Raw genomic sequence first — 24,986 nt, 5'->3', positions numbered from 1 at the left:
ATCGAACAGACGGCGCAGGTTGAAGATATGGTCGGAGGCATCGCACCGACCGATCCGATCGCCCTGCGCGACCGATATTTCAACCGCGAACTGAGCTGGCTCGCTTTCAACCAGCGTGTGCTCGACGAGGCCTGCAACCAGGCGCATCCTTTGCTCGAACGGCTTCGCTTTCTGTCGATCTCGGGGAATAATCTCGACGAGTTCTTCATGGTCAGGCTCGCTGGTCTGAAGGGGCAATTGCTCGAAGGGGTCGAGGCGCTGTCGCCCGATGGCCTGACCGTCGTCCAGCAGGTCGAAGGGGCGACCCGCCGCGCCGATCAGCTGATGGCCGATCAGCAACTTGTCTGGGATCGCCTCCATGACGAGCTGGCCGCCGTCGGCATCGTCGTGCTGGAAGAAGGCGACATCGAAGGCCGCGACGCCGAATGGCTCGAAACCTATTTCCGCAATCATATCTTCGCGGTGCTGACGCCACAGGCGCTCGATCCCGCCCATCCGTTTCCCTTCATCCCGAACAAGGGTTTCAGCCTGTTGTTCGATCTGACCCGGCAGTCGGATGGCGAGCAGATATTCGAACTGCTGATGGTGCCGTCGACCTTGCCGCGATTCGTACGCATGCCGGGCGACGGCGCGCGCTATGTCGCGATCGAGACGCTGGTGCGGCGATTCACCGGGCTGCTCTTTCCCGGCTATGTGGTGCGTGGGCAGGGGGCCCTGCGTATCATCCGCGACAGCGATATCGAGGTGGAGGAAGAGGCCGAGGATCTCGTTCTCTATTACCGCACAGCGATCAAGCGGCGGCGGCGGGGTCGGGTGATCCGGCTGGAACTAGAGGGCGGCATGTCTTCGTCCTTCGAACCGCTGTGGAAGGACAAGATCAGCGGCGCACACGCCTTCATCACCGAATCGGGCAATTTCCTGGGTATCGCCGACCTCGAACAACTGGTCGACGAGGACCGTCCCGACCTGAAGTTCACGCCCTTCGCGCCGCGTTTTCCGGAGCGGGTGCGCGAGCATGGCGGGGATTGCTTCGCGGCGATCCGGTCGAAGGACATCATCGTCCATCATCCCTATGAAACGTTCGACGTCGTGCTCGCCTTCCTGCGCCAGGCGGCGATGGATCCCGATGTCATCGCGATCAAGCAGACGCTCTATCGCGCCGGCAAGCAGTCGGCGGTGATCCGCGCGCTGGTCGACGCGGCGGAGGCGGGCAAGTCCGTGACGGCGGTGGTCGAGCTCAAAGCGCGTTTCGACGAAGAGCAGAACCTGATGTGGGCGTCGCAGCTCGAGCGCGCCGGGGTGCAGGTCGTCTATGGCTTCATCGAATGGAAGACCCACGCCAAAGTCTCGATGGTGGTGCGTCGCGAGGCGGAGGGCCACCGGACCTACTGTCACTTCGGCACAGGCAATTATCACCCGATCACGGCGCGGATCTATACCGATCTGAGCTTCTTTACCGCCGATCCGCGGCTGGGTCACGATGCCGCGCAGCTGTTCAACTATATCACCGGCTATGTCGAGCCGACCGACCTGCAGAAGCTCACCATATCGCCCCATGGGATGCGCGACGAGCTGTGCCGGCTGATCGATGCCGAGATCGACCATGCCCGAGACGGGCGCGAGGCGGCGATCTGGGTGAAGATGAACTCGCTGGTCGATCCCGCGATCATCGAAAAGCTCTATCGCGCCAGCGCGGCGGGGGTGGAGATCGATCTCATCATTCGTGGCATATGCTGCCTGCGGCCGGGCGTTCCGGGCCTGTCGGAGAATATCCGGGTCAAGTCCGTCGTCGGGCGGTTCCTGGAGCATAGCCGGGTGATGTGCTTCGGCAATGGCGGCCCGCTGCCCAACCGCAACGCCAAGGTGCTGATCAGCTCGGCCGACTGGATGCCGCGCAATTTCGACCGGCGCGTCGAATATCTGCTGCCGATCGAGAACCCGACCGTCCATGCCCAGATCCTCGATCAGGTGATGGTCGCCAACCTGATCGACGACGAGCAGAGTTGGGAGCTGCTGCCCAATGGCGAATATGAGCGGATCGTGCCGGGCAAGCGTCCGTTCAACCTGCACCGATATTTCATGACCAACCCGTCGCTGTCCGGGCGGGGGGCGGCGTTGCGCCAGAGCGGGCAGGTGCCGAAACTGTCGCTGCGGCGGGGGGCGTAGCGGGTCACGTCATACCGGCGAAAGCCAGGATGGCGATTCAGTCGGGAGAGTAGTGCGCGCGTTCCGGTAGCCAGCGCGTCGCCAGGCCGGTCCAGATCATGCCGAACCCCAGCCCGCCCAGCACGTCGCCCGGCCAGTGAACGCCGAGAGCGATGCGGGTCCATCCCATCACGCATGCCAGCGCGACCGCGAACGGCAGGAAGGCAGGCCGCCGCGCCAGTATGGCCAGCGCCAGCAGCGTCAGCATCGTGTTAGCCGCATGGGCGCTGGGAAAGCTCCATGACGTCACCATATCCAGCCGGCCGGACAGCGGCGGACGGGTCCGTTCGAACAGCAGCTTGAGGCCCTCGACCGCCAATCGACCGGACAGGATCGTCGCGAACAGCCATATCGCCTCCGCCGTTCGGCGGCGGACGAGCAACCAACCCGTGACCGCGAGCGCCACCGGCGCCAGCACCGCAAAGCCGCCGAGCCGGGTGAAGGCGATCACCAGCCCGCCGTCGCTCGCCAATCGCGCCGCTTCGAACAGCCGGAGGTCGAGCGTGGGAAGGAACAGCCAAAGCATGAGCCCGGCAACGATGACGAGCAAACCGCAAGCGGCTAGTACCGGCGCCATGAAATTACTTCGGTTCATGCCATGACGTCGCATGAAGCGATGCTGTGCGGCAAGCGGCGCTTTTCCGCGGGATGAGACGAAGTCCGGCGAGGCACCAACCGACTCTCGCGGCGTTTGATCCACCACCGAAATCGGCTACAGCGGAACATCATGCCAGCTATCTCGATGTTCCGCCGCGCCAAGAGCCCTGCGCCCGGCCACACCCGCATGGGGATCATCGACATCGGCTCGAACTCGATTCGCCTCGTCATCTATGATGGCCCGGCGCGGGTTCCGGCGGCGTTGTTCAACGAGAAGGTGATGGCGGGCCTCGGCAAGGGGGTGTCGCGCGATGGCGCACTCGACCCCGGCGCGATGGACCGCGCGATCGCCACGCTCGCGCGCTTCCAGCGATTGTCCGAGCAGATGGGCGTGCCGCACCCGCGGACGGTTGCCACCGCCGCGGTGCGCGACGCCGCCAATGGCAAGCTGTTCATCGATCGCGTGCTCGACCTCGGTCTCGCGGTGGAGCTGCTGTCGGGCGATGACGAGGGGCGGCTGGCGGGCTTCGGCGTGATCGCTTCTATTCCGCAGGCCAACGGCATCGTCGGCGATCTCGGTGGCGGCAGTCTCGAACTGGCGCGTGTCATCGACGGCAAGGTACGGGAGACCAGCTCCTTTCCCCTCGGCGTGCTCCGCATCGGCGCGGTCAAGGCGAAGGGGCCCCGCGCACTGGGCGCACTGGTCGCCAAGACCATCGAGAAAACCGGATGGAAAGGACGCGGGCAGGGGCTGCCTTTCTACATGGTCGGCGGGTCGTGGCGCTCGCTCGCCCGGCTCGACATGCATCTGACCGGTTATCCGCTGCCGATCGTCCATCACTACTGGATGCCACCCGAAAATGCGCAGCATCTCGTCCGTGTCCTCGCGCATCTCGATCGCAAGCGGCTGCGCGAGGTGGTCGGCCTGTCAGGTGCGCGTATCCCGACCCTGGCGAGCGCGGCTTCGCTGCTCAGCCACGTCGTCCGCAACCTGGGGTCGAGCGAGCTGATCGTCTCGGCTTACGGCCTGCGCGAAGGGCTGCTCTATGACGAACTGTCCGAATATCAGCGTGCGCAGGACCCGCTGATCGCTTCGGCGCGCGAGGAGGGCGCCCGGCAGGGGCGCTTCCCCGAGCATGGCGATCTTCTCGAACGCTGGATCGCACCGCTGTTCGAGCATGAGGGCCCGGCTGACGCACGGATCCGCCACGCGACCTGTCTGCTCGCCGATGTGGGCTGGCGCGCACATCCGGAATTTCGCGCCGATCGCGGTGTCGAGACAGCGTTGCACGGCAATTGGGTCGGGATCGATTCGCGCGGTCGGGGCATGATGGCGCATGCGCTGTGGACCAGCTTTGGCGGGCAGGGGATGGTGCCGGTTATCAGCAGCATCTGCTCACCGCAGGAGATCATCATCGCCGAGCGCTGGGGCTATGCGCTACGCCTTGGCCAGCGCTTTTCAGGCGGGGTCGCCGATGCGCTGGTCGGTAGCCGGCTCGCGCTCAACGGCTCAGTGCTCGAACTCCATTGCGAACGCGACAATGCGATCCTCTACGGGGAGTCGGTCGAGCGGCGGCACAAGACGCTGGCGTCGGCCTTCGGCGCCGGACATCAGTTCATCGTAGACTGATCCATTTCTCCCGTTTTTCCGGCACTTTATCGATAGTGACTTGAGCGGTGCGCGCGGCTGTGACCCTGTTGAGGGAGGGCCACTGTGGGGAGCAACTATGGACAAAGCGCACCGTTTCCGGCGCGACATCCAGGGTCTTCGTGCGCTTGCCGTGCTACCCGTTGTTCTCTTTCATGCTTTTCCAGCCTTGCTGCCCGGCGGCTTTGTCGGGGTCGACATCTTCTTCGTCATCTCGGGCTATCTGATCACCCGCATTCTCCATGCGGAGTTGCGCGAGGAGCGATTCAGCATAGCTGGATTCTACGTGCGCCGGATCAAGCGGCTTTTTCCCGCGCTCTATCTGATGCTGGCCGTATCGATGCTGCTCGGCCTGATCCTCCTGCCCCCCGCGGAATTGCGTGAGCTGGCGAAGACCTGCCTCGCGACAATCGGCTTTTTCGCGAACATCTTCTTCTACAATCTCTCGGGCTATTTCGACGGGCAGGCCGAACTCAAGCCGCTGCTCCACACCTGGTCGCTCGCGGTGGAGGAGCAGTTCTACCTCGTCTTCCCGCTGGCGCTGCTGGCGATGTGGCGTATCCGGCCGAATTGGCTGCCGGCGCTGCTGTGGACCGCTGCGGGCCTGTCGCTGGCGTGGAGCGTGCGCGAACTGGGCGTCGATGCCTCGCGGGCCTTCTACTATCCCTGGCCGCGCGCGTTTGAACTGCTGATCGGCGCGATCGTCGCGGTCGGCGCGCATCCCAAAATTGGCAACGATGCCGCGCGCAATGCCTTGTCGCTGCTTGGGCTGCTGCTGATCGGCGGTTCGCTGCTGCTGCTGTCGGAGAAGCAACCCTTTCCCGGATTGGCTGCGCTGCCGCCCTGCATCGGCGCGGCGCTGATCATCGCCGCGGGCGAGGAGAAGGAGTCGGTGGCGGGGCGGATGCTCGGCTTCGCGCCGTTGGTGCTGATCGGCTCGCTCTCCTACTCGCTCTATCTCTGGCACTGGCCCGCGCTCGTGTTCGGGCGCTATCTCGTGCTGCGACCGCTCACCTCGGCCGAGGCCGTGGCGGCGATGCTCGTCGCTCTGGCGCTGGCCTGGGCGTCGTGGCGCTATGTCGAGCGCCCGCTTTTGCAATGGCGCCTGCCGCATCGTCCGGTCCTGATCGGCGGTGCGGCGACGATGGCGGTGGCAGCGGCGGTCGCTGCGGTGGTCGTGCTCGGCAATGGCTTGCCCCAGCGGCTCGATCCGCTCGGTCGGACGATGGTCGCGGCGGCGCGCGACAGCAGCGGGTTTCGAACCCACTGCCATTCGGGCGAGCACGATGTCATCGCCTATGATCGCTTGTGCGCTTTTGGCGATCGGGCCGCGACACCGAGCGTGGCGGTCTGGGGCGATAGCTTCGGGGCAGAGCTGGTTGTGGCGATGGGGGAGAAGCTCGCGCCGGAGAAACGTTCGGTGCTTCAGATTACCGCGTCGGGCTGTCCACCGTCGCTCGGCTATACCGCGCCGCATCGACCCGCCTGTGTCGCCTATAACGATGCCCGCCTCGACGAGCTGCGAGCGGACCGGCGCCTGCGCGAGATCGTCCTGGTGGTGAATTATCAGGGCTTCATGGTTGATTCGCCGCGGCAGCAAATGGCGCTGCTCGACGGCGTCGAGCGATCCGCAAGGGCGCTTCATGCGGCAGGCAAGGCGGTGACGCTGGTCTATTCGATCCCGCGCATGCCCTTTGTCGCGCCGACCGCGCTGGCGATGGAGCGGCTGCGCGGCGGCGATCCCGCAAGCTTTGGCCAGCTACGATCCGATTTCGACCGTCATGACGCGATGGTGTCGGCGCGGCTCGACCGGATCGCGCGAGCGACCGGGGCCACGCGGATCGTGCCGTCGCAGCGACTGTGCAGCGAGAGCCTATGCCCGGCCTATATGCCCGGCCCCGGCGTGCTGTATTTCGACCATGCCCATCTGAGCATCGCCGGCGCGCGCTACCTCCTGGCGAACAGGAAGGTGTGACGTTTCGATGAGGGTCTGACCGTAGCGAGGTGGTGGGGCTACTCGGCCTCCAGTGCCGACATCACCATCTTGCCGTTGCGGACGCTGAACGCCAGCCGGCCTTCGACCAGCGCCAGGGCATCCTTGCCGAAGATGTCGTTGCGCCAACCCGTGAGCAGCGGCAGATCGCGCACCCCGGCGGCGAGCAGCTCGAGATCGTCGGCGCGCGCGATCAGGCGCGGGGCGACATCGGCATCGCGCGAGCGGACCTTGAGCAGCAGCTTGAGGAGGTCGGCGATCAGCGCGCCCTCCTTACCCAGACCCGGCTTGCGGTCCTCGCGTGGCGGCATCTCCGCCTCGCTCAGCGGTTGCGCCTCGGCGATGGCATTCATCAGCCGCGCGCCGATGTCGTTTTGCGCCCAGTTTGGCGAGAGGCCGCGCACGCGAGCGAGATCGCTCTGCTCGCGCGGCGGATGCGACGCCATGTCGGCGATCGTCTCGTCCTTGGCGATGCGGCCGCGCGGCAGGTTCTTCGACCGGGCCTCGCGCTCGCGCCAGGCGGCGATGGCCTTGAGGCGGCCCAGCACCTCGGGCTTACGGCTGGGCATGCGGATGCGCGTCCAGGCGAGCTCGGGCAAGTTGGCATAGCTGGCGGGATCGCCGAGGCGCTCCATCTCATTGTCGAGCCAGCCGCCGCGCCCCGTCTTGCGCAGCCTCTCCAGCATTTTCGGAAAGAGTTCGGCGAGATAGGTGACGTCGCCGATCGCATAGTCGATCTGCCGCTTGTCGAGTGGGCGGCGCGCCCAATCGGTAAAGCGGGCACCCTTGTCGAGCTTCTCGCCGATCAGCGTCTCGACCAGGTTCGAATAGCCGATTTGCTCGCCGAGCCCCATCGCCATCGCCGCCACCTGGGTGTCGAACAACGGATAGGGGGTCTTGCCGGTCAGGTTGTGGACGATTTCGAGATCCTGCCCACCCGCGTGGAAAACCTTCAGCACCTCGTCATTCTCGGTCATCAGGTCGAGCAGGGGCTTCAGATCGATATCCCTGGCCTTCGGGTCGATCGCGGCGGCTTCCTCGCTATTGGCGATCTGGATCAGGCAGAGATCCGGCCAATAGGTGCTCTCGCGCATGAATTCGGTGTCGACCGTGACGAAAGGTGAGTTCGAGAGTCTGGCACAGAGATTGGCGAGCGTCGCACTGTCTGTAATCAAGGGGTGAATATGCATAGCGTGCTGCATAGAACGTGATCGTCCAAGGTGGAAGCGCTTCGCGCTCCGTTGATGGCGGGGGCGGGCCCACGCCGGGAATCCGAGCCGGCCCCGCGATGCTACGAGGTTGTTCCACACGCGCGGCCCAACGGTTCGCCAATGTCGTGTGTAGAGAGCGATCTTGGCCAGATGGCCAGAAAGTGCCATCCTTGAAGGTGCGCGGGCGTCATGCCCTCCCGACCGGACTATGCGGCGATGTAGAGGGTGGTCAGCGGGTTGCCGGGGTCTCGCCGCACTATTCGGATATCCTTGAAGCCGGCTGCCCTGAGAAGGCCGGTGACGGTCTTCAGGCTGTAGCTATGATACTGATTAGGTATCCAGAAACGGCTGCGCGGTTCGATCCCTAGCGCCATCGCGGCCAATGTCAGAAACCGGCGAGCGGGGATGAGGCGCGTCCACCGCTGAATGAACGAACGTGCATAGTGCGCAGGAATATGCAGGATAACCACGCCGCCCGGCTTCTTTATGCGATAGCACTCCTGCAGCAATCCGGGGATCGCCGAACGGTCAATATGTTGCAGGACCTGGAAAGAGACGACCGCATCCATGCTGTGGTCGGCCGCGGGAAGGCGGACACCTTCCCCGACCTTGAACTCGGCATTCTTCACATCGGCGCACATCTCGCTGGCCAGCTTCACCATGGTCGGAGCGACATCGACGCCGGTCACATGATCGAATCGCTTCGCCAACGCGCGTGAGATACGGCCGGCACCGCAGCCTATGTCGAGTGCGGAGCCCTTGCCGGTGAAATACTCGTCGATGACGCCAACATAGGTCTCGCCCTTGGCGAAGAAGGCCTCATGCTCCCATTTGCCGCCCTCCATTCCCTTGACGGACGCAATGTGAAACAGGGGGTCGGCCTTGGCGAGCTTTTCCCATTCGGTGTTCGACGTGAGCATTATGAGATTTCCCCTTGCTGGCCGAAGGCTTATCAAGTTGGCGCAGGAGCCGCTAGCTAGAAGCTTAGGACCGGACGGCGGAGAAGCGCGGGTGATCGCCATGGCCCGCGTACGCGTGCTTCCGGGCCTATGGATCGACACCATCCCGGGTCACAACGCTTGACAAGCGCCGCGCGCTCGCGCGAAGCGCACCGCTCGCATTTTCCACCTGAAAGTTGAACAGCAATGCACGCCTATCGCACCCATCATTGCGGCCAGCTCCGCGCCCAGGACGTCGGATCGCAGGTCCGCCTGTCGGGCTGGGTGCACCGCAAGCGCGACCATGGCCATTTGCTGTTCGTCGATCTGCGCGATCATCACGGCCTGACGCAGATCGTGACCGACATCGAGTCGGAAGCCTTCAAGCATCTCGACAAGCTGCGCGTCGAATCGGTCGTGACGATCACCGGCGATGTCGTCGCCCGCTCCGCCGAGGCGGTCAATCCTAACCTCGCCACGGGCGATATCGAGATCCGCGCTCGCGAGGTCTCGGTCCAGTCGGCGGCGCAGGAGCTGCCACTGCCGGTGGCGGGTGAGGCTGATTACCCTGAGGATATCCGCCTGCGCTATCGTTTCCTCGATCTGCGCCGTGACCGTATCCACGCGAACATCGTGCTGCGCTCGAACGTGATCGCATCGATCCGGCAGCGCATGATCGGCCAGGGCTTCACCGAATATCAGACGCCGATCCTGACCGCCTCCTCGCCCGAGGGCGCGCGCGATTATCTCGTCCCGAGCCGCGTCCATCCGGGCAAGTTCTACGCGCTCCCGCAGGCGCCGCAGATGTTCAAGCAGCTGCTGATGGTCGCGGGCTTCGACCGTTATTTCCAGATCGCTCCGTGCTTCCGCGACGAAGACGCCCGCGCCGACCGTTCACCGGGTGAGTTCTATCAGCTCGATTTCGAAATGAGCTTCGTGACGCAGGAGGACGTGTTCGCGGCGATCGAGCCGGTGCTGCACGGCGTGTTCGAGGAATTCTCGCGCGGCCGGGCGGTGACCCCTGCGCCGTTTCCGCGCATCGCCTATCGCGACGCGATGCTGCGTTACGGCTCGGACAAGCCCGACCTGCGCAACCCGCTGGAGATCACCGACGTCACTGATCATTTCGTCGGATCGGGCTTCGGCCTGTTCGCCCGGATCGTAGAGGGCGGCGGCGTGGTCCGTGCGATCCCGGCGCCGGCGGCAGGGGCGAAGAGCCGCAAATTCTTCGACGACATGAACGACTGGGCCCGCTCGCAGGGCCATGCGGGCCTCGGCTATATCAACATCAAGGCCGGCGAGCCCGGTGGCCCGATCGCCAAGAATCATGGCGAAGAGGCGACTGCGAAGCTGGTCGCCGCGCTGGGCCTCGGCCCCGATGACGGCGTCTTCTTCGCCGCCGGCAAGGAACTGCCCACCGCCAAGCTGGCGGGTGCGGCGCGGACCCGGGTTGGCGAGGAACTGGGCCTGATCGAGCAGGGGGTGTTCAAGTTCTGCTGGGTCGTCGACTTCCCGATGTACGAATATGACGAAGAGGCGAAGAAGGTCGACTTCAGCCACAATCCCTTCTCGATGCCGCAGGGCGAGATGGAAGCGCTGGAGACCAAGGATCCGCTCGATATCCTTGCCTATCAGTACGACATCGTCTGCAACGGCGTGGAGCTGTCATCGGGCGCGATCCGGAATCACAAGCTCGATGTCATGTACAAGGCGTTCGAAATCGCCGGCTACACCAAGGAGCAGGTCGACGAAAATTTCACCGGCATGATCAATGCGTTCAAATATGGGGCGCCGCCGCATGGCGGCTCTGCGCCGGGCATCGACCGTATCGTCATGCTGCTGGCCGACGAGCCCAATATCCGCGAGGTCGTGCTGTTCCCGATGAACCAGAAGGCCGAGGACCTGATGATGAACGCACCGTCGCCGGTGTCGCTCAAGCAGCTCCGCGAGCTCAACATTCGGGTTGTCGAGCAGCAGAAGAGCTGAATTTTTGCCGTCATGCCAGCGGAGGCGGGCATCTCGTGCGGCAACGGCGCGACCCGTCCTCCTGAGATGCCGGCCTTCGCTGGCATGACGGGATGGCGGGGCCGCCTCATCGATCCAAAATGTGCCATTTCCGGACGGATGCGAAACTATTAAGCATGTCCTGCGCTTAAACCGTCCCTCCCAAAGCTTTATGGGGGAGGGTCAGGTGTGGGGAGTTGCGTCGGTTGGCGATCGATCTGTCAGACTATGAGAGCGGCGAGGCGTTCTACGGCGACTATGCCGCCGCGCTCGCCGACGTGCAGAAGCGCCTGTCGCGGCTGCAGGTCGCGCACATGGTCTGCAAGCAGCGCAGCATGATCCTGTTCGAGGGGTGGGACGCGGCCGGCAAGGGCGGCGCTATCCAGCGGCTGACGATGGGCTGGGACCCACGCCATTTCCATGTCTGGCCGATTTCGGCGCCGACCGAGGAGGAGCGCAGCCGCCATTTCCTGTGGCGTTTCTGGCAGAAGATTCCCGGCGGCGGCCATATCGCGATCTTTGATCGCAGCTGGTACGGGCGCGTGCTGGTCGAGCGGGTCGAGGCCTATGCCAGCGAAAAGCTGTGGCGGCGCGCCTATGACGAGATCAACGAGTTCGAGGCGCAGCAGCAGGCCGACGGCGTGATCATCATCAAGCTGTTCCTCCATGTCACCCAGAAGGAGCAGGACAAGCGCCTCGCGGCGCGGCTCGATCACCCCTGGAAGCGCTGGAAAGTGACGCCCGAAGATTTCCGCAACCGCGCGCGGCGCGACGATTATCTCGACGCGGTGAAGGAGATGTTCCGGGAGACCGATACGCGCTGGGCGTCCTGGAAGCTGATCGACGGCAACAACAAGAAGGCTGCGCGCATCGCCGCGTTGACCCACATCGCGGACGTTCTGGAGCGCAACATGCCGGCGGAGCCTCCTGCGCTCGATCCCGAATTCGAGCGCTACGCCCGTGCGCAGCTTGGCTCGCCCAAAAAGCCGTAATACTGGGCCCGCACGCCCATCGACGCCCCTTGCGGATATGACGCCTTTGTTGCAGCATCGCGCCCGCGGCCGCAACGCCGGCCGTCATAGCTGGCGGCGCCGGTCGTGCCGCAAAATAGATATATAGTCTGGTAGGGGATGAAGGCATGAATAAACAGGAGCTTATCGGCACTGTCGCCGAGACGACCGGCATGACCAAGAATGACGCGTCGAAGGCGGTCGAAGCCGTGTTCGATTCGATCACCTCGCAGCTGAAAAATGGCGACGAAGTCCGCCTCGTCGGCTTCGGCACCTTTTCGGTCAGCAAGCGCAAGGCGTCCACGGGCCGCAATCCACGCACCGGCGAACCGATGAAGATCAATGCATCGAGCCAGCCCAAGTTCAAGCCGGGCAAGGGCCTGAAGGATGCCGTCAACTGATCGCGTCGCCGTCCGGCGATGGGGCCGGGCGACGATGAACGGGCCGCGATGTCGCCTGGCGTCGCGGCCTTCGTTTTGGGCTGGACAGCAGGAATGTCCCGCCCTATCCGCTCACCTCCGTCGCGGGCATGGCCCGCGATTGGATCAGAGTGGGCGCATAGCTCAGCGGTAGAGCACACCCTTCACACGGGTGGGGTCGCAGGTTCAATCCCTGCTGCGCCCACCACTCTGATCCCTCACTTCGCGTTGTTCCGATACCGCTCCACCGCCTTGATAAGCGCCGGACGATGCATCTTGCTGCCCTTGCTCAGGCCCGACACCGCGACCGGCAGCCGCCAGTAATCGAGCGCCGCATCGGACATGCCGGTGATCCGCTGATAGTGACGGAGGTAGAGCTCGGCGGCGAACTGGCGGAACCATAAGGCTATGCGTGACGGGCCCCGCATCTGGCCATAGCGCAGCAACATCTCGGTGCGCGCGACATCGGCGGCCGGGTCGCCCGCGCAGCCGCTCGACCAGTCGACCGCCGCCACGCCGCGTGGAGTTTCCACCGCGTTGCCGGGGTGAAAATCACCATGGCACAGAATGTGGCCGCGAGGCGTCACCAATATCCGGTCGAGCGCTTCGCGGCGGAGCGTCTCGTCGATCTCGGCCGACAATATTCGCACCCACAATATGTCGTGCTGATGGTGGATCAGGCCCTCCGCGCTGCATTGATGGATGCGGGCGTGACATTCCGCCAGCTTGCGCAGCGCCGCGCGGGCGCGAAGGCTGCGCCACCGCGATTTGGGGTCGAGCAGCGGAGCTCCGTCCAGTTCCTCGAAAACGATGCCCCGCCGGCCTTCGATGTTCTGCCAGCCCAGCGCGCGCGGCACGAGCAGGCCTTCCTCGCTCGCGCGGGTCGCGACATCGAGTTCGCGGCGCATGACGCCGTCCTCGACACCGGCATGAAACAGCTTGAGCACCTTGCCGTTGCCCAGCCGCATCACATCGGCGCTTTCGCCACTGGCTATCAGAGATTTCAAATCGCGCCTGTGCATGACTGCTCCAGCGGCAAGGATGAACGACCGTCGCCAGGGTTGCAAATCCCGGCGCACCATAGGATTACCGCCCAGCTTTTGGAGAGAGGACGGATGACAGGCCCCGCAGCCTTGACCTTGTCGTTGCTAATGCTTGCCGGGGTACTGCTGACCGTGGGAGGAGGCGTGCTGCTCGTCCGCCGCCGCGACCGCACGCGCGGCCTGTTGATGCTTGCCGCCGGAATCGTGATGTTCGGGAATGTGGCGATCTGGGCGCTGCCGCTAAGCTGATCTCGCCACCGCTCATCCTGAAGAGACATTGAGCCGGTCGAAATGACATCTCGAGGAATCCTTCGAGACGGGTCTTCGCCAGGCTCAGCCCTTCCTCAGGGATGAGCGGTGTTGATTTCTACCGGTCGCCGGTGAGCCGCATGTCGAGATAATCGTCCACCGATTTCATCAGCTGCGGCATCTCATCAGCGAAGAAGTGGTTCGCGCCGGGAACGGTGTCGTGATGAATCGTGATGTGGCGCTGGGTGCGCAGCTTGTCGACGAGCTTCTGGACCGCGCCGGGCGTCACCACCTCGTCGCTGTCCCCTTGGATGATGATGCCCGAGGAGGGGCAGGGCGCCAGGAAGGTGAAGTCGTACATATTGGCGGGTGGGGCGATCGAGATGAAGCCCTTGATCTCGGGCCGCCGCATCAGCAGCTGCATGCCGATCCACGCGCCGAAGCTGAATCCGGCGATCCAGGTCGTCTGCGCCTCGGGATGGATCGACTGAACCCAGTCGAGCGCCGACGCCGCGTCGGAAAGTTCGCCGATGCCATTGTCGAAAGTGCCCTGGCTCTTGCCGACACCCCGGAAATTGAAGCGCAGCGTCGCGAATCCGCGCCGTACGAAAGTCTGGTAGAGCGACTGGACGATGCGGTTGTTCATCGTGCCGCCGCCTTGCGGGTGCGGATGGAGGATCATCGCCACAGGCGCGCGTGGGCGCGGGCCGGGGTTGAAGCGGCCTTCGAGGCGGCCTTCGGGGCCAGGGAAAATGACTTCGGGCATCGATATCCTTCGGGACAGGCTAGGTCTGCCGCACCGGTGGCGCGCAGCGGATCGAAAGTCTATATAAGGAGGCGCGCATCGCGTGCAATCAAATGGAGCATGAAGCCTTGGCGATAGCCCGCCTCTATCTCGATCATGCCGCCACCACGCCGTTGTTTCCGGCGGCGCGGCTGGCCGTGGCCGAGGGGCTGGAGCGTTGGGCCAATCCATCGTCGCCCCATGCCGAGGGGCGCGCCGCGCGTGCTGCGCTGGAAGATGCGCGGGCGCGTATCGGCCACGCGCTCGGCTATGACGGCACGATTTTCTTCACCAGCGGCGCGACCGAAGCGATCGCGATCGCTCTGAGCCGCGCAAAGGCCGGGCCGCGCCTGATCTCCGCGGTCGAGCATGACGCGGTTCGCCGCGCCGCCGCCGATGCGGCTGTGCTGCAGGTTTCCGAAGGCGGCATCGTCCGGCTCCCGGCGACGATCGACGACAGGCCGCTGGTCGCGATCCAGGCGGTCAATAACGAGACCGGCGTGATCCAGCCGCTCGGCGAGCATATCGCCGCGGTGCGCGATGCCGGCGGGCTGCTGCTGGCCGATTGCGCCCAGGCGGCGGGCAAGCTGCCGCTACCTGATGCCGATTTCATCACGCTGTCCGCACATAAGTTGGGCGGTCCGCCGGGAATCGGCGCGCTGTTGGTGCGCGATCTCGCGACGTTGACGCCGAGCGGAGGACAGGAGCAGGGCTATCGCGCCGGCACCGAAAATCTACCTGCGGTGCTGGGCTTCGCCGCGGCGCTCGAAGCGGGGACCGAATGGATCGATCGTGCCCGAATCCTGCGGGCCCGGCTCGACGCCGCGATCCGCGATCTCGGCGGCGCGATCGTCGCGGACGGCGCCGACCGGCTGCCGACCATCGCCAGCTATCATATGCCCGGAGTGGCGGCGACCGCCCAGCTGATCCGCTTCGACATGGCGGGAATCGCGGTATCGGCGGGCAGCGCCTGTTCGTCCGGCAGCCTGAAGCCAAGCCATGTGCTGGCGGCGATGGGGTGGAGCGAGGATGCGGCGCGCGAGGTGATCCGGATCAGCTTCGGCCCCGATACCGTCGCGGACGATATCGAGCGGGTGGTGTCGACATGGCAGGCTATAGCCGCCACAGCGCGGGAGAAGGCAGCATGATCTATCTCGATTATCAGGCGACGACGCCGATCGCGCCCGAGGTTCGCACCGCGATGCTGCCCTATCTCGACGAACGCTTCGGCAACCCTCATTCACCGCATCGCATGGGCCGCGAAGCGGCGGCGGCGGTGGAGGTGGCGCGCGAGCAGGTGGCCGCGCTGTGCCCGCCTGGCGGGACGCTGGCGTTCACCGGCAGCGCCACCGAAGCGCTCAACTGGGCGATCAAGGGCAGCGGCGGCGGGATCGTCACGCTGGCGACCGAGCATGCCGCGGTGCTCGACAGCGCACGGTCGGCAGGCCGGACGGGGCGCGATGTGCAGATCTTACCAGTCGGCAGCGATGGCCTGGTCGATCTCGAAGCCGCTCGGGCCGCGATCCGGCCCGGTGCAGGTCTGGTTGCGGCGATGCTGGTCAATAATGAGATCGGCGTGATCCAGCCGATCCGCGAGCTCGCCGATATCGCGCATGCCGTTGGCGCGTTGTTCCTGTGCGATGCGGTGCAGGGCTATGGCCGCCTGCCGATCCCGGACAATGTCGATCTGGTGGCCATCGCCGCGCACAAGATACATGGCCCCAAGGGCATTGGCGCCTTGTGGGTGCGCGACGGCGTCTCGATCGAACCGCTGCTGCATGGCGGCGGGCAAGAGGTGGCCGGGCGATCGGGTACGCTCGCACCGATGCTGTGCGCGGGCTTCGGTGTGGCGGCGGAACTGATGCAGGAGCGCGGCGATACCGACGCCGATCATCTCGACAGGCTATGGCAGATCGCGACCCAGCGGCTCGGGCCCGAATGGACGATCAACGGGTCGTTCGCGCACCGCTATCATGGCAATCTCAATCTTCATTGCGACGGTGTAGATGCGGCGCGGCTGATATCCGATCTGCGCGGTCTCGCCTTCTCGGCGGGGTCCGCCTGCGCCAGCGGGTCGGGCCGGCCGAGCCATGTCCTCAAGGCGATCGGACTGAGCGACGCCGAGGCGCGGTCTAGCATCAGGCTGGGCTTCGGGCGCTATACACGCGAGGACGACATCGAAAAGGCAGCGGGCATGATCCTCGAAGCGGCAGAGCGGCAATTGATGTGGGCCGTATGACCAGAGTCGTGTTCGTTTCCGCCGATGGGGAAAAACGCAGCGAAGTCGACGCCATCGCCGGTCAGCGGCTGCTCGAAGTGGCGCAGGCCGACGGTCAGCCGCTCGAAGGCACCTGTGAGGGGCAGATGGCCTGCTCGACCTGCCATGTCATCGTCGACGCGGCCGATTTCCCCAAGCTTCCGCGCGCGTCGGAGATGGAGGAGGATCTGCTCGACCTCGCCAGTCATGTAACGCGGACGTCGCGGCTCGCCTGTCAGATACATCTGGATGATGCACTGGGTAAGCTTACGGTGCGGATGCCGGGGACGGCGCGGAACATGCAGGGCCGGTAGGCGGGGGGGTGGCCGCCATCAAAGCTGGGATCGCAACGGAATCGGCGCGCGCCATGCTCGATCGCGTTCATCTGCTGGCGGCCGACCCGCCGGCATAGTGGAACGGCCTATGGGGTATGAAGGACAAATAGCGCCGCCGCCCCGGCTTGCATCATGCGAGCGCTTCCCCCATATGCGCCGCGGGAGTCGGGCGGACGGTGCCGTCGCCAACCCGGTCAGATCCGGAAGGAAGCAGCCGCAACGATTTCGTATCGGGTCGTTCCGGCTCCCACCTCATCAAGAATCAAAGACAAGCGGAGCGGGGCTGGCTAAGCTCATCCTGATGTCCGAATCTCCGCAACCCTATCGCGTTCTCGCGCGCAAATACCGGCCACAGAATTTTGGCGAGCTGATCGGCCAGGATGCGATGGTGACGACGCTCGCCAACGCGATCCGCCGCGACCGGCTGGCCCATGCCTTCCTGCTCACCGGCGTTCGCGGCGTGGGCAAGACATCGACCGCGCGGCTGATCGCCAAGGCGTTGAACTGCATCGGCCCGGACGGGCAGGGCGGCCCGACGATCGATCCCTGTGGTGTCTGCGAGCCCTGTGTCGCGATCGCCGAGGGACGGCACATTGATGTGGTCGAAATGGATGCCGCCAGCCACACCGGCATCGACGATATCCGCGAGATCATCGAGGCGGTGCGCTATGCGTCGGTTTCGGCGCGCTACAAGATCTACATCATCGACGAAGTCCATATGCTGTCCAAGGCGGCTTTCAACGGGCTGCTCAAGACGCTGGAAGAGCCGCCGGCGCATGTGAAATTCCTGTTCGCCACGACCGAGGTGAACAAGGTGCCGATCACGGTGCTGTCGCGCTGCCAGCGATTCGACCTGCGCCGCATTCCGGCCGACAAGCTCGCCGCGCATTTCACGTCGGTAGTCGCTGCCGAAGGCGTCGAGGCCGAGCCCGAAGCGTTGGCTCTGATCGCCCGCGCCGCCGAAGGGTCGGCGCGCGATGGCCTTTCGATCCTCGACCAGGCGATCGCCCACGGATCCGGCCAGGTCGATGCGGCACAGGTGCGCGACATGCTGGGCCTGTCCGACCGTGGTGCGATCCGGAGGCTGTTCGGTGAATTGCTCAAGGGCGACGCGTCGGCGGTTCTGGCGGGTGTGCGCGGCCAATATGACCTGGGGGTCGAACCCGCCGCGATGCTCCACGGATTGCTGGAAACCTGCCATGGCGTGACCCGCGCCAAGGTCGCGGGCACCGGTGACCCCGCGCTTTCGGCGGAGGAACGGGAGGCGTTTGCAGAATGGTCGGGCAAGCTCGGCTTTGCGACGCTTCACCGGCTGTGGCAGCTTCTGCTCAAGGGTCATGGCGAGGTGCAGACCGCAGCGATGCCGATCGAAGCCGCCGAGATGGCGCTGCTCCGCGTCGTCCATGCCAGCCAGCTACCCGATCCCGGCGAACTGGCGCGAAAATTGGCTTCAGGCGAGATCAGTATCGGCGCAGGTGCTCCGGCCTCGGCCCCGGCTGCTCCATCCGCGGCGCCCGCGGTCGCGCAGGTCCAGCCCGCCGCGCCGCCAGCGATCGAGGCACCGCCCGCGCCGCTCGCTTTGCCCGACAGCATCGAGGCGCTTCATGAGTTGCTCAAGCCGAAGTCGGCCCTGCTTGCTCTTCAGCTGCACGATCATGCCCGGCTGGTCAGGTTGACCGGGACCGAGCTGCTGATCGCCGAAACCGACAAGCTGAAGCCGGATTTCTACAGCAATCTCGTTGCCGCGTTGAAGGATATCACCGGTGAACGCTGGACGGTTGGGGCTGTGCCGGAAACGGGCGCTCCGTCGTTGCGCGATCAGGAGCTCGCCGGGGAAGACGCCGCCAAGTCCGCCATTCTCAACTCGCCGCTGATCAAGGCTGCTCGCGAGGCCTTTCCCGATGCCGAGCTGATCAGCTACAGCGCGCCCGAACCACGGAGTCTCGCATCATGAAAAGCCTTGAGGAAATGATCGCCGCCGCGCAGAATGCTGCGCAGACGATCCAGACACAGATGGAACAGGCGCAGGCAGGCCTCGACAAGATCGAGGTCGAGGGCGCCGCCGGCGGTGGGCTCGTGAAGATCCGGGCGACCGCCAAGGGCCGCATCCTCGGCGTCGCGATCGACGATTCGCTGATGGCCGTGTCGGAAAAGCAGATGCTGGAGGATCTGATCGCCGCCGCGATCAACGATTGCCGCGCCAAGGCCGATGCCGCCTCGAACGCGGAAATGCAGAAGATGACGCAGGGCCTGCCGCTACCGGCGGGCTTCAAGCTACCGTTCAGCTGATCACTTCAGACAGCTATCCAGCCCGTAGCGGCTGACCTGTCCCACGCGCCGCTGGATCGTGTTGCCATAGCGTCTCGTCTGTCCGGTCGGCGCAACCGCTTCGCGTTTCTTGGGAAGCGGGAGGACTGCCGCGATCCGCGCCGCCTCGGCGCGGCTCAGGCGAGAGGCGTCGTGACCGAAGTAGCGCATCGATCCGGCGTTGGCGCCATAGGTGCCCAACCCGGTCTCGGCGACGTTCAGATAGACTTCCATGATCCGCTTCTTGGGCCACATCACCTCGATCAGAAGGGTGAACCAGGCTTCGAGCCCTTTGCGGAGATAGCCGCCATTCTGCCACAGGAAGGCATTTTTGGCGGTTTGCTGGCTGATTGTGGAGCCGCCGCGGATGCGCCGCTCACCCTGTAAATTGCTCTTGAAGGCTTTTTGCATCGCTTTGAAATCAAAGCCGAAGTGGCTGCAAAAATTGCCGTCTTCCGCCGCGATGGCCGCGCGCGCCATATTGGGCGACATATCGTCCAGCGCCATCCAGTCCTTGGTGATGCCGCGCCCGTCGACGGCGTTGGCGATCATCGTGACAGTGATCGGCGGAGGCAGGAACCGGTAAAGACCGACCCAGATCACCGAGCCGACGACGAAGATTACGAGTGACTTGATGAACCAGCGGGCGGCGCGGCGGGCGAAGGTCTGTTTGGCCATGATGTCCTGGCGATATCAGGGGGCGGCGCGCAGGATAAGCCCCGTTTCGGTGCGGACGACGCTCCACCGCGCCGCTTCGAGGCCCTGAAGCCCGGCGGCTTTCACCGCCATCGCCGGCTTGACCACCTTCCGGGCGGGAACCTGCTCGATCCATAACAGCACAGGGCATTGGTTGCGGATCAACCTGACCGGCTTCTCGGTGCTGACCATTGGCGGATTGAAGCCGTGCGCGCTGCCGACCCGCCGGTAGCCCAGCGCGAACACTGGCTCCTCGCGGCGCGCCGCATTCGAACTTGCGCCGTCATCGAGCCGCCAGCCCGAGGCGGCATAAACCCTGGTGGAGGGACAGTCTTGAATGGTGCGCGCGATTTTCTTGCCCGCCGTTTGCCAGCCCCCGTGGAGGTTGATCACGACCAATGCGATGACGCCGGACAGCACGGCCATGGCGGCGAGTGCGTTCATCCATAGTCGCCGGTTGGCAATCTTTGCGCCGGCGGCTGCCATCAGCGCAGTGACCATGACGGCGATATCGGCGGTGTTGCTGTCGGTGATCAGCCGCCGCTGTGCGTCGATCTGGCTGATCGCGACAAGCGCGGCGAGCAGCGTCGCTCCCGTCATCGCGGCGAAGGCGCTGTCGCTCTTGTTCCACTTTTGACGGCCCAGATAGCCGCCGGCGACCGCGATCGGATTGTGGAACAGCGTGCTGAACACCAGCCCGAACAGGATGCCGCCGGCCGTGGCGTCGCCCATCTCTATCCAGTTCTGATAGAGATCAAACATCTCGTTCCAGGCCGGCGCCTGCCAGGAGATGACATAGACCACCGCCGTCACCGAAATCGCCAGCGCGATGAACAGCGACCGGGCCCAGCGGCGCAGGCCGCGCGCGATCGCAGCGAGCATCGTCGCCATCGCGACGATGCCGCCGAACAACGCGCCGCCATAATCCAGCGTGATCGAAACGATCACGGCCAGCATGGTGATCAGTAAGAGGATGCCGTCGCGACTGCTGCGATAGTCCTGCTGTACGAAGATGATGTGCCGGGCGAGCATCATCTGGATCGCGAACGCCGCGAGCTGCCAGAAATCGCCGCGATATATGCCGAAGGCCGTGATCGTCGCCGGGGCGGACAACATCAGCAGCAGGAATATCGTGTAGAAGGGTGCTTCGTCGGGCAACCGCCTGCGAAACAGCTTGGCCGTGTACAGCAGTAAGAGCAGCGCCGGGAGATTCGAGAGCAGCCGGGCAATCGGCGCCGAGCTTATTCCGGCCATCGACAGCAGCGTCGCCCATCCGTTGAACAGGGGTGGGTGGATGTCCTTGACCCAACGCCCCCCCGCCAGCGCCGGCCATCCGCGCGTCGAATCCGAGAGATACAAGGTCCAGAAATCGTCGAGTGAGGGCCCCGTGATCAGCGCCGAAGCGACAAGCACCGCGCAGACAATCGCAAGCGCGATTGGCGCACCTCTACCCAATGATCGCGGCCCCACCCGCGTGTTTTTGACCCCCGTCATGCCAGGCACCCTAACAGCGCGAAACACGGCTGTCAGTGGTGCTCGTCACAATGGGGCTGAAAAGAAAGAAGGGCGCCGCCCCGAGGCAGCGCCCGTCGATCAGGCGGCAGGTAGCAAGCGCCGTTCGCCGGCGATCCGCATCATCGCCTTTTGCAGCTTGTCGAAGGCTCGCACCTCGATCTGGCGCACGCGCTCGCGGCTGACGCCATAGACCTGACTCAGTTCCTCGAGCGTCTTGGGATCATCGACCAGCCGCCGCTCGACCAGAATATGCTTTTCCCGGTCGTTCAGCGCGGCAAGCGCCTCGTTGAGCATGTTGTGACGCACGCTCTTTTCTTCGGCCTCGGCAATCCGTTCGTCCTGGAGCGCGCCCTGATCGACCAGAGCGTCCTGCCATTCGCCTTCGCCATCTTCGCGCATCGAGACGTTGAGCGACGCATCGCCGCCCATCGACATGCGGCGGTTCATATTGGTCACTTCTTCCTCGGAAACGCCTAGGTCCGTGGCGATCTTGCGAAGATTTTCGGGCGTAAGGTCACCGTCCTCGAACGCGTCGAGCTTCGACTTCATCCGCCGCAGGTTGAAGAACAGCTTCTTTTGCGCCGCGGTCGTGCCCATCTTCACGAGGCTCCACGAACGCAGGATATATTCCTGGATCGACGCCTTGATCCACCACATCGCATAGGTGGCGAGGCGGAAGCCGCGATCGGGTTCGAACTTCTTAACGCCCTGCATCAGGCCGATATTGCCTTCGGAGATAAGCTCGCTCGCCGGCAGGCCATAGCCGCGATAGCCCATGGCTATCTTCGCGACGAGGCGGAGGTGCGAGGTAACGAGGCGGGTCGCCGCCTCGGGATCGCCATGCTCCTGAAAGCGCTTGGCGAGCATATATTCCTCTTCCGGCTTCAACAGCGGAAACTTCCGGATCTCGGCCAGATAGCGGTTGAGGCTCTGCTCCCCGCCCAGCGCGGGAATCGTGGCGGGCACGTTCTTTCCGCTTGCCATGATCATCTACTCCCATCTGGATACCCGGCATGGGCATCCGAACCTTCCAAACCGATGCCCGGATTGGCATCGGAACCTTTGCCATATCGGTGCGGAGAATCATCCCGTACCGATCTGTAACATCTATACCACCGAAATTGTCAGTTCGCTGAACAATTCGTACATATCCGGCGGAATTTCGCTTTCGAAACATAAAGCCGCGCTTGTCACCGGGTGAATGAACCCCAGACGGGCGGCGTGCAGCGCCTGGCGCTTGAAATTCAAACGGTTGAGGAGCTCACGGTGTTCCGGACGAGGGCGCCCATAAACCGGATCACCCAGTAATGGATGTCCCAGCGAGGCCATATGGACCCGCACCTGATGGGTACGTCCCGTCTCCAGCCGGCATTCGACCAGTGCGGCGGCCCTGAGTCGTTCGATCGTGCTGTAATGCGTCACCGCGCGTTTTCCGCGCCCGTCGGCGACGATCGCGATCTTCTTGCGGTTGGCGCTGGAACGCGCGAGCGGGGCGTCGACCACACCCTCGGCGGGGCGGGGCTGGCCCGCGACGATCGCCTTGTAGCGCCGATCTATGCTGTGCCTGGCGAATTGCGCGGCGAGGCCGACATGCGCCGGATCGGTTTTCGCCGCGATCATCAGGCCAGATGTGTCTTTGTCGATGCGGTGGACGATCCCGGGCCGCTCGACTCCGCCGATGCCGGAAAGGCTGCCCTTGCAATGGTGGAGCAGGGCGTTGACCAGCGTGCCGTCGAAATTGCCTGCCGCCGGATGGACGACCAGCCCGGCGGGCTTGTCGACGACGATCAGATGCTCGTCCTCATAAGCGATGACGAGCGGGATATCCTGGGCTTCATTATGGGCCGGCGTAGGATCGGGCACGACCACGACGAAGCGCGCGCCGGGCGTGACTTTCATGGCCGGATCGCGAGCCAGCGCGCCGCTTTCGTTACTGACCTGACCCGACGAGATCAGCGCCTTCAGCCGTTCGCGCGACAGGGTGGGGATGGCGACCGCGAGGGCGCGGTCGAGCCGCCAGCCTTGCGCGTCCTGAGGCATGATCGCCTGCAATGTCGATTTCCCCCCGGTCATCCTGTAGCGATGTGGCGATGGAACTGACGATATCAAGAGCCTTGCAGAAGGAAATACGACAGGCGGCTGCCGTAAGCCCCAACCTTGAGATTTGCGGGCTTTTGCTGGGGCGGGGCAGGGTGGTCGAGGCGGTGTTGCCCTGCGCCAATGTCGCGCCTGCGCCACAAGACAGTTTCGAGATCGATCCCGCCGCGCTGATAGCCGCGCATCGTGCCGCGCGAGCCGGCGGGCCGGCCATAATCGGCCATTATCATTCGCATCCCCGCGGGCTCGCGACGCCATCGGCGCGCGATGCCGAGGCGGCCGAAGCGGGCAGCTGCTGGATCATAACGGCCGGCGACGATCTGCGCGGCTGGTTCGCCGCAGAAGCGGGGCGCTTCGTCCCCATGACCATCATTTCACCCGGTAATCGCTGATTGCGCTATTCCCCGGCGCTTGCCAAAAGACCCGACCCGCCGCGTATAAGGAAGTGTTCATGGTCAATCGTTCGGCCGAGTTTGCGAGCCTGCTCTGTTCGCGGCTGTGCCACGATCTGCTGTCGCCGATCGGCGCCCTCAACAATGGCATCGAGCTGCTGGCGGACGAGACCGATCCCGAGATGCGCGAACGTTGCATGGAATTGCTCGCGGAAAGCGCGCGGACTTCGGCGAACAAGCTCAAATTCTTCCGGCTGGCCTTTGGGGCGGCCGGTGGCTTCGCCGAGCAGGTCGACAGCCGCGAGGCGCTGACCGCGCTCGAGGGGCTGCATGGAGCGGGTGGCAAGGTCAAGCTGGGCTGGATGGTCGAGGCGCCGACCTTGCCCAAGGTCGCGCTCAAAGTGCTGCTCAATCTCGCGCTGATCGCGGGCGACGCGCTGGTGCGCGGCGGGCAGCTCGATATCGGGGCCGAGGGCGGCGAGATCGTCATCCGTGCCGAGGGGCCGCGCCTGATCCTCGATACGGAGATCAGGAACGCGTTGCTTGGCGAGACCGACCCCGACATGATCAGCCCGCGTGCGGCGGCTGGCTGGCTCGTCCATCTGATGGTCAGCGATCATGGCGGCAGCGTCCAGCTGTCGCAGCCGGAAGAGGGCGTGCTGATGATCGGGGCCAACCTGCCCGGCGTGTGAACTTTCCGCCCTTTGCCGGGCCTCGTATACGCGCTCTTAACCATATCGATGCCATGACTTCTCCGACTTTGGGTTCGGGAAGGATGAGATGGACGATCTGCTCGGCGATTTCGTCGCGGAAACACGCGAGACGCTCGAAGCTCTGGCCGGCGAAATCGTCGCGTGGGAAGCCGCGCCCGAGGATCGCTCACGGCTGGATGCCATCTTCCGTTTCGTCCACACGGTGAAGGGAAGCTGCGGCTTTCTCGACCTTCCCCGACTCGAGAAGCTCAGCCATGCCGCCGAGGATGTGCTGGCCGACGTTCGCGCCGATCGTCGCCGGCCCGATTCCCGGCTGGTCAGCGCGGTCCTTGCCATGCTCGACCGGATATCCGAGCTGACCGACGCGATCGAGACTGGCCACGTCATTTCCGACGCCGACGACCATCTGCTGATCGCCGCGCTCCAGCCCAAGACCGAAGTGCCGGAGACGGTGGCCGAGTCCGACGCCGATATCGAACTCTCGCTGGCGGTCGAAGCCGCTTTGGCGAGCAGCGCCACGCCCGGCGACCCGGCCCCCGCCACCCCCGCTCCCCCCACCGCAGCGGCCACGCC

General features: G+C 64.7%; 24 protein-coding genes, 1 tRNA gene and 1 other RNA gene. 17 read left to right on the top strand and 9 right to left on the bottom strand.

Annotation, left to right across the window (positions count from 1 at the left end; all coding sequences use genetic code 11):
- Positions 1–27: 27 nt before the first annotated feature.
- Positions 28–2,166 (top strand): RNA degradosome polyphosphate kinase, encoded by a 2,139-nt coding sequence (locus tag WP12_RS18815; RefSeq protein WP_046195248.1) that lies wholly within the window; start codon positions 28–30, stop codon positions 2,164–2,166.
- A 37-nt stretch (positions 2,167–2,203) separates the two neighbouring features.
- On the opposite strand, the gene WP12_RS18810 is transcribed toward WP12_RS18815, so the two are convergent.
- Positions 2,204–2,800, bottom strand: a complete 597-nt coding sequence (locus tag WP12_RS18810; protein WP_235399205.1) for a phosphatase PAP2 family protein — start codon at positions 2,798–2,800, stop codon at positions 2,204–2,206.
- A gap of 132 nt (positions 2,801–2,932) precedes the next feature.
- On the opposite strand from WP12_RS18810, the gene WP12_RS18805 reads away from it, so the two are divergent.
- Positions 2,933–4,432, top strand: coding sequence for a Ppx/GppA family phosphatase (locus tag WP12_RS18805; protein ID WP_052730501.1), 1,500 nt, complete (start codon positions 2,933–2,935; stop codon positions 4,430–4,432).
- A 97-nt stretch (positions 4,433–4,529) separates the two neighbouring features.
- Positions 4,530–6,425 carry an acyltransferase family protein gene (locus WP12_RS18800; protein ID WP_046195228.1) on the top strand — a complete coding sequence of 632 codons (1,896 nt, stop codon included), beginning with the start codon at positions 4,530–4,532 and terminating at the stop codon, positions 6,423–6,425.
- Between the two features lie 38 nt (positions 6,426–6,463).
- Here the strand turns inward: WP12_RS18800 and rnd are convergent, their stop codons facing one another.
- A complete protein-coding gene (gene rnd, locus WP12_RS18795; RefSeq protein WP_046195227.1) occupies positions 6,464–7,633 on the bottom strand; it encodes a ribonuclease D in 1,170 nt (389 codons plus the stop codon).
- 227 nt (positions 7,634–7,860) lie between these two features.
- Positions 7,861–8,574 carry a class I SAM-dependent methyltransferase gene (locus WP12_RS23585; RefSeq protein WP_052730499.1) on the bottom strand — a complete coding sequence of 238 codons (714 nt, stop codon included), beginning with the start codon at positions 8,572–8,574 and terminating at the stop codon, positions 7,861–7,863.
- A 225-nt stretch (positions 8,575–8,799) separates the two neighbouring features.
- Here WP12_RS23585 and aspS point away from each other — a divergent pair, with 225 nt between their 5' ends.
- From aspS to WP12_RS18770, 4 genes are all read left to right on the top strand, one after another.
- A complete protein-coding gene (aspS, locus tag WP12_RS18785; RefSeq protein WP_046195226.1) occupies positions 8,800–10,578 on the top strand; it encodes an aspartate--tRNA ligase in 1,779 nt (592 codons plus the stop codon).
- Between the two features lie 224 nt (positions 10,579–10,802).
- Positions 10,803–11,588 carry a polyphosphate kinase 2 family protein gene (locus tag WP12_RS18780; protein WP_046195225.1) on the top strand — a complete coding sequence of 262 codons (786 nt, stop codon included), beginning with the start codon at positions 10,803–10,805 and terminating at the stop codon, positions 11,586–11,588.
- A 146-nt stretch (positions 11,589–11,734) separates the two neighbouring features.
- Positions 11,735–12,007, top strand: a complete 273-nt coding sequence (locus WP12_RS18775; RefSeq protein ID WP_046195224.1) for an HU family DNA-binding protein — start codon at positions 11,735–11,737, stop codon at positions 12,005–12,007.
- Positions 12,008–12,158: 151 nt separating this feature from the next.
- A tRNA-Val gene (locus WP12_RS18770) sits at positions 12,159–12,233 on the top strand.
- A gap of 10 nt (positions 12,234–12,243) precedes the next feature.
- Here the strand turns inward: WP12_RS18770 and WP12_RS18765 are convergent.
- A complete protein-coding gene (locus WP12_RS18765; protein WP_046195223.1) occupies positions 12,244–13,047 on the bottom strand; it encodes a phosphotransferase family protein in 804 nt (267 codons plus the stop codon).
- A gap of 93 nt (positions 13,048–13,140) precedes the next feature.
- Between WP12_RS18765 and WP12_RS25020 the strand changes: the two genes are divergently transcribed.
- A complete protein-coding gene (locus tag WP12_RS25020) occupies positions 13,141–13,317 on the top strand; it encodes an LPXTG cell wall anchor domain-containing protein (protein ID WP_152664079.1) in 177 nt (58 codons plus the stop codon).
- 118 nt (positions 13,318–13,435) lie between these two features.
- Here the strand turns inward: WP12_RS25020 and WP12_RS18760 are convergent, their stop codons facing one another.
- Complete coding sequence (locus tag WP12_RS18760; RefSeq protein ID WP_046195222.1) at positions 13,436–14,083, bottom strand: alpha/beta hydrolase; 648 nt, start codon at positions 14,081–14,083, stop codon at positions 13,436–13,438.
- Between the two features lie 107 nt (positions 14,084–14,190).
- Here WP12_RS18760 and WP12_RS18755 point away from each other — a divergent pair, with 107 nt between their 5' ends.
- The 6 genes from WP12_RS18755 to WP12_RS18735 all read left to right on the top strand — a co-directional run bounded on the left by WP12_RS18755 (position 14,191) and on the right by WP12_RS18735 (position 18,982).
- Positions 14,191–15,249 carry a cysteine desulfurase family protein gene (locus tag WP12_RS18755; protein WP_046195246.1) on the top strand — a complete coding sequence of 353 codons (1,059 nt, stop codon included), beginning with the start codon at positions 14,191–14,193 and terminating at the stop codon, positions 15,247–15,249.
- Positions 15,246–16,340: a cysteine desulfurase family protein gene (locus WP12_RS18750; protein WP_046195245.1), complete on the top strand. Its 1,095-nt coding sequence runs from the start codon at positions 15,246–15,248 to the stop codon at positions 16,338–16,340. Before WP12_RS18755 ends, WP12_RS18750 begins: the two co-directional genes overlap by 4 nt.
- On the top strand, positions 16,337–16,672 hold the full coding sequence (locus tag WP12_RS18745) for a 2Fe-2S iron-sulfur cluster-binding protein (protein ID WP_046195221.1): 336 nt from the start codon (positions 16,337–16,339) through the stop codon (positions 16,670–16,672). Before WP12_RS18750 ends, WP12_RS18745 begins: the two co-directional genes overlap by 4 nt.
- Positions 16,673–16,850: 178 nt before the next feature.
- Positions 16,851–16,948: signal recognition particle sRNA small type (ffs, locus tag WP12_RS24330), an RNA gene on the top strand.
- A 46-nt stretch (positions 16,949–16,994) separates the two neighbouring features.
- Positions 16,995–18,647, top strand: coding sequence for a DNA polymerase III subunit gamma/tau (locus WP12_RS18740; RefSeq protein ID WP_046195220.1), 1,653 nt, complete (start codon positions 16,995–16,997; stop codon positions 18,645–18,647).
- Positions 18,644–18,982, top strand: a complete 339-nt coding sequence (locus WP12_RS18735; RefSeq protein WP_046195219.1) for a YbaB/EbfC family nucleoid-associated protein — start codon at positions 18,644–18,646, stop codon at positions 18,980–18,982. Before WP12_RS18740 ends, WP12_RS18735 begins: the two co-directional genes overlap by 4 nt.
- Here the strand turns inward: WP12_RS18735 and mtgA are convergent, their stop codons facing one another.
- From mtgA to WP12_RS18715, 4 genes are all read right to left on the bottom strand, one after another.
- Positions 18,983–19,678 (bottom strand): monofunctional biosynthetic peptidoglycan transglycosylase, encoded by a 696-nt coding sequence (gene mtgA / locus WP12_RS18730; protein ID WP_046195218.1) that lies wholly within the window; start codon positions 19,676–19,678, stop codon positions 18,983–18,985.
- A 15-nt stretch (positions 19,679–19,693) separates the two neighbouring features.
- Positions 19,694–21,190, bottom strand: coding sequence for a hypothetical protein (locus tag WP12_RS18725; protein WP_046195217.1), 1,497 nt, complete (start codon positions 21,188–21,190; stop codon positions 19,694–19,696).
- Between the two features lie 99 nt (positions 21,191–21,289).
- Positions 21,290–22,195, bottom strand: coding sequence for an RNA polymerase sigma factor RpoH (gene rpoH / locus WP12_RS18720; RefSeq protein ID WP_046195244.1), 906 nt, complete (start codon positions 22,193–22,195; stop codon positions 21,290–21,292).
- 123 nt (positions 22,196–22,318) lie between these two features.
- The gene (locus WP12_RS18715; RefSeq protein WP_046195216.1) at positions 22,319–23,284 is read right to left on the bottom strand and encodes an RluA family pseudouridine synthase; all 966 of its coding nucleotides are present in this window, start codon (positions 23,282–23,284) and stop codon (positions 22,319–22,321) included.
- Positions 23,285–23,301: 17 nt separating this feature from the next.
- On the opposite strand from WP12_RS18715, the gene WP12_RS18710 reads away from it, so the two are divergent.
- The 3 genes from WP12_RS18710 to WP12_RS18700 all read left to right on the top strand — a co-directional run.
- Positions 23,302–23,700: a Mov34/MPN/PAD-1 family protein gene (locus WP12_RS18710; protein WP_046195215.1), complete on the top strand. Its 399-nt coding sequence runs from the start codon at positions 23,302–23,304 to the stop codon at positions 23,698–23,700.
- Between the two features lie 59 nt (positions 23,701–23,759).
- Entirely contained in the window at positions 23,760–24,392 is a 633-nt protein-coding gene (locus tag WP12_RS18705) for a histidine phosphotransferase family protein (protein ID WP_046195214.1), read from the top strand.
- Positions 24,393–24,480: 88 nt separating this feature from the next.
- On the top strand, positions 24,481–24,986 hold a 506-nt coding region (locus WP12_RS18700), incomplete at its 3' end, for an Hpt domain-containing protein (RefSeq protein WP_046195213.1).

Origin of the sequence: Sphingomonas sp. SRS2 (assembly GCF_000971055.1) — a bacterium.
Classification (GTDB): Bacteria; Pseudomonadota; Alphaproteobacteria; order Sphingomonadales; family Sphingomonadaceae; genus Rhizorhabdus.
This window is presented reverse-complemented; position numbering and strand designations above follow the sequence as displayed.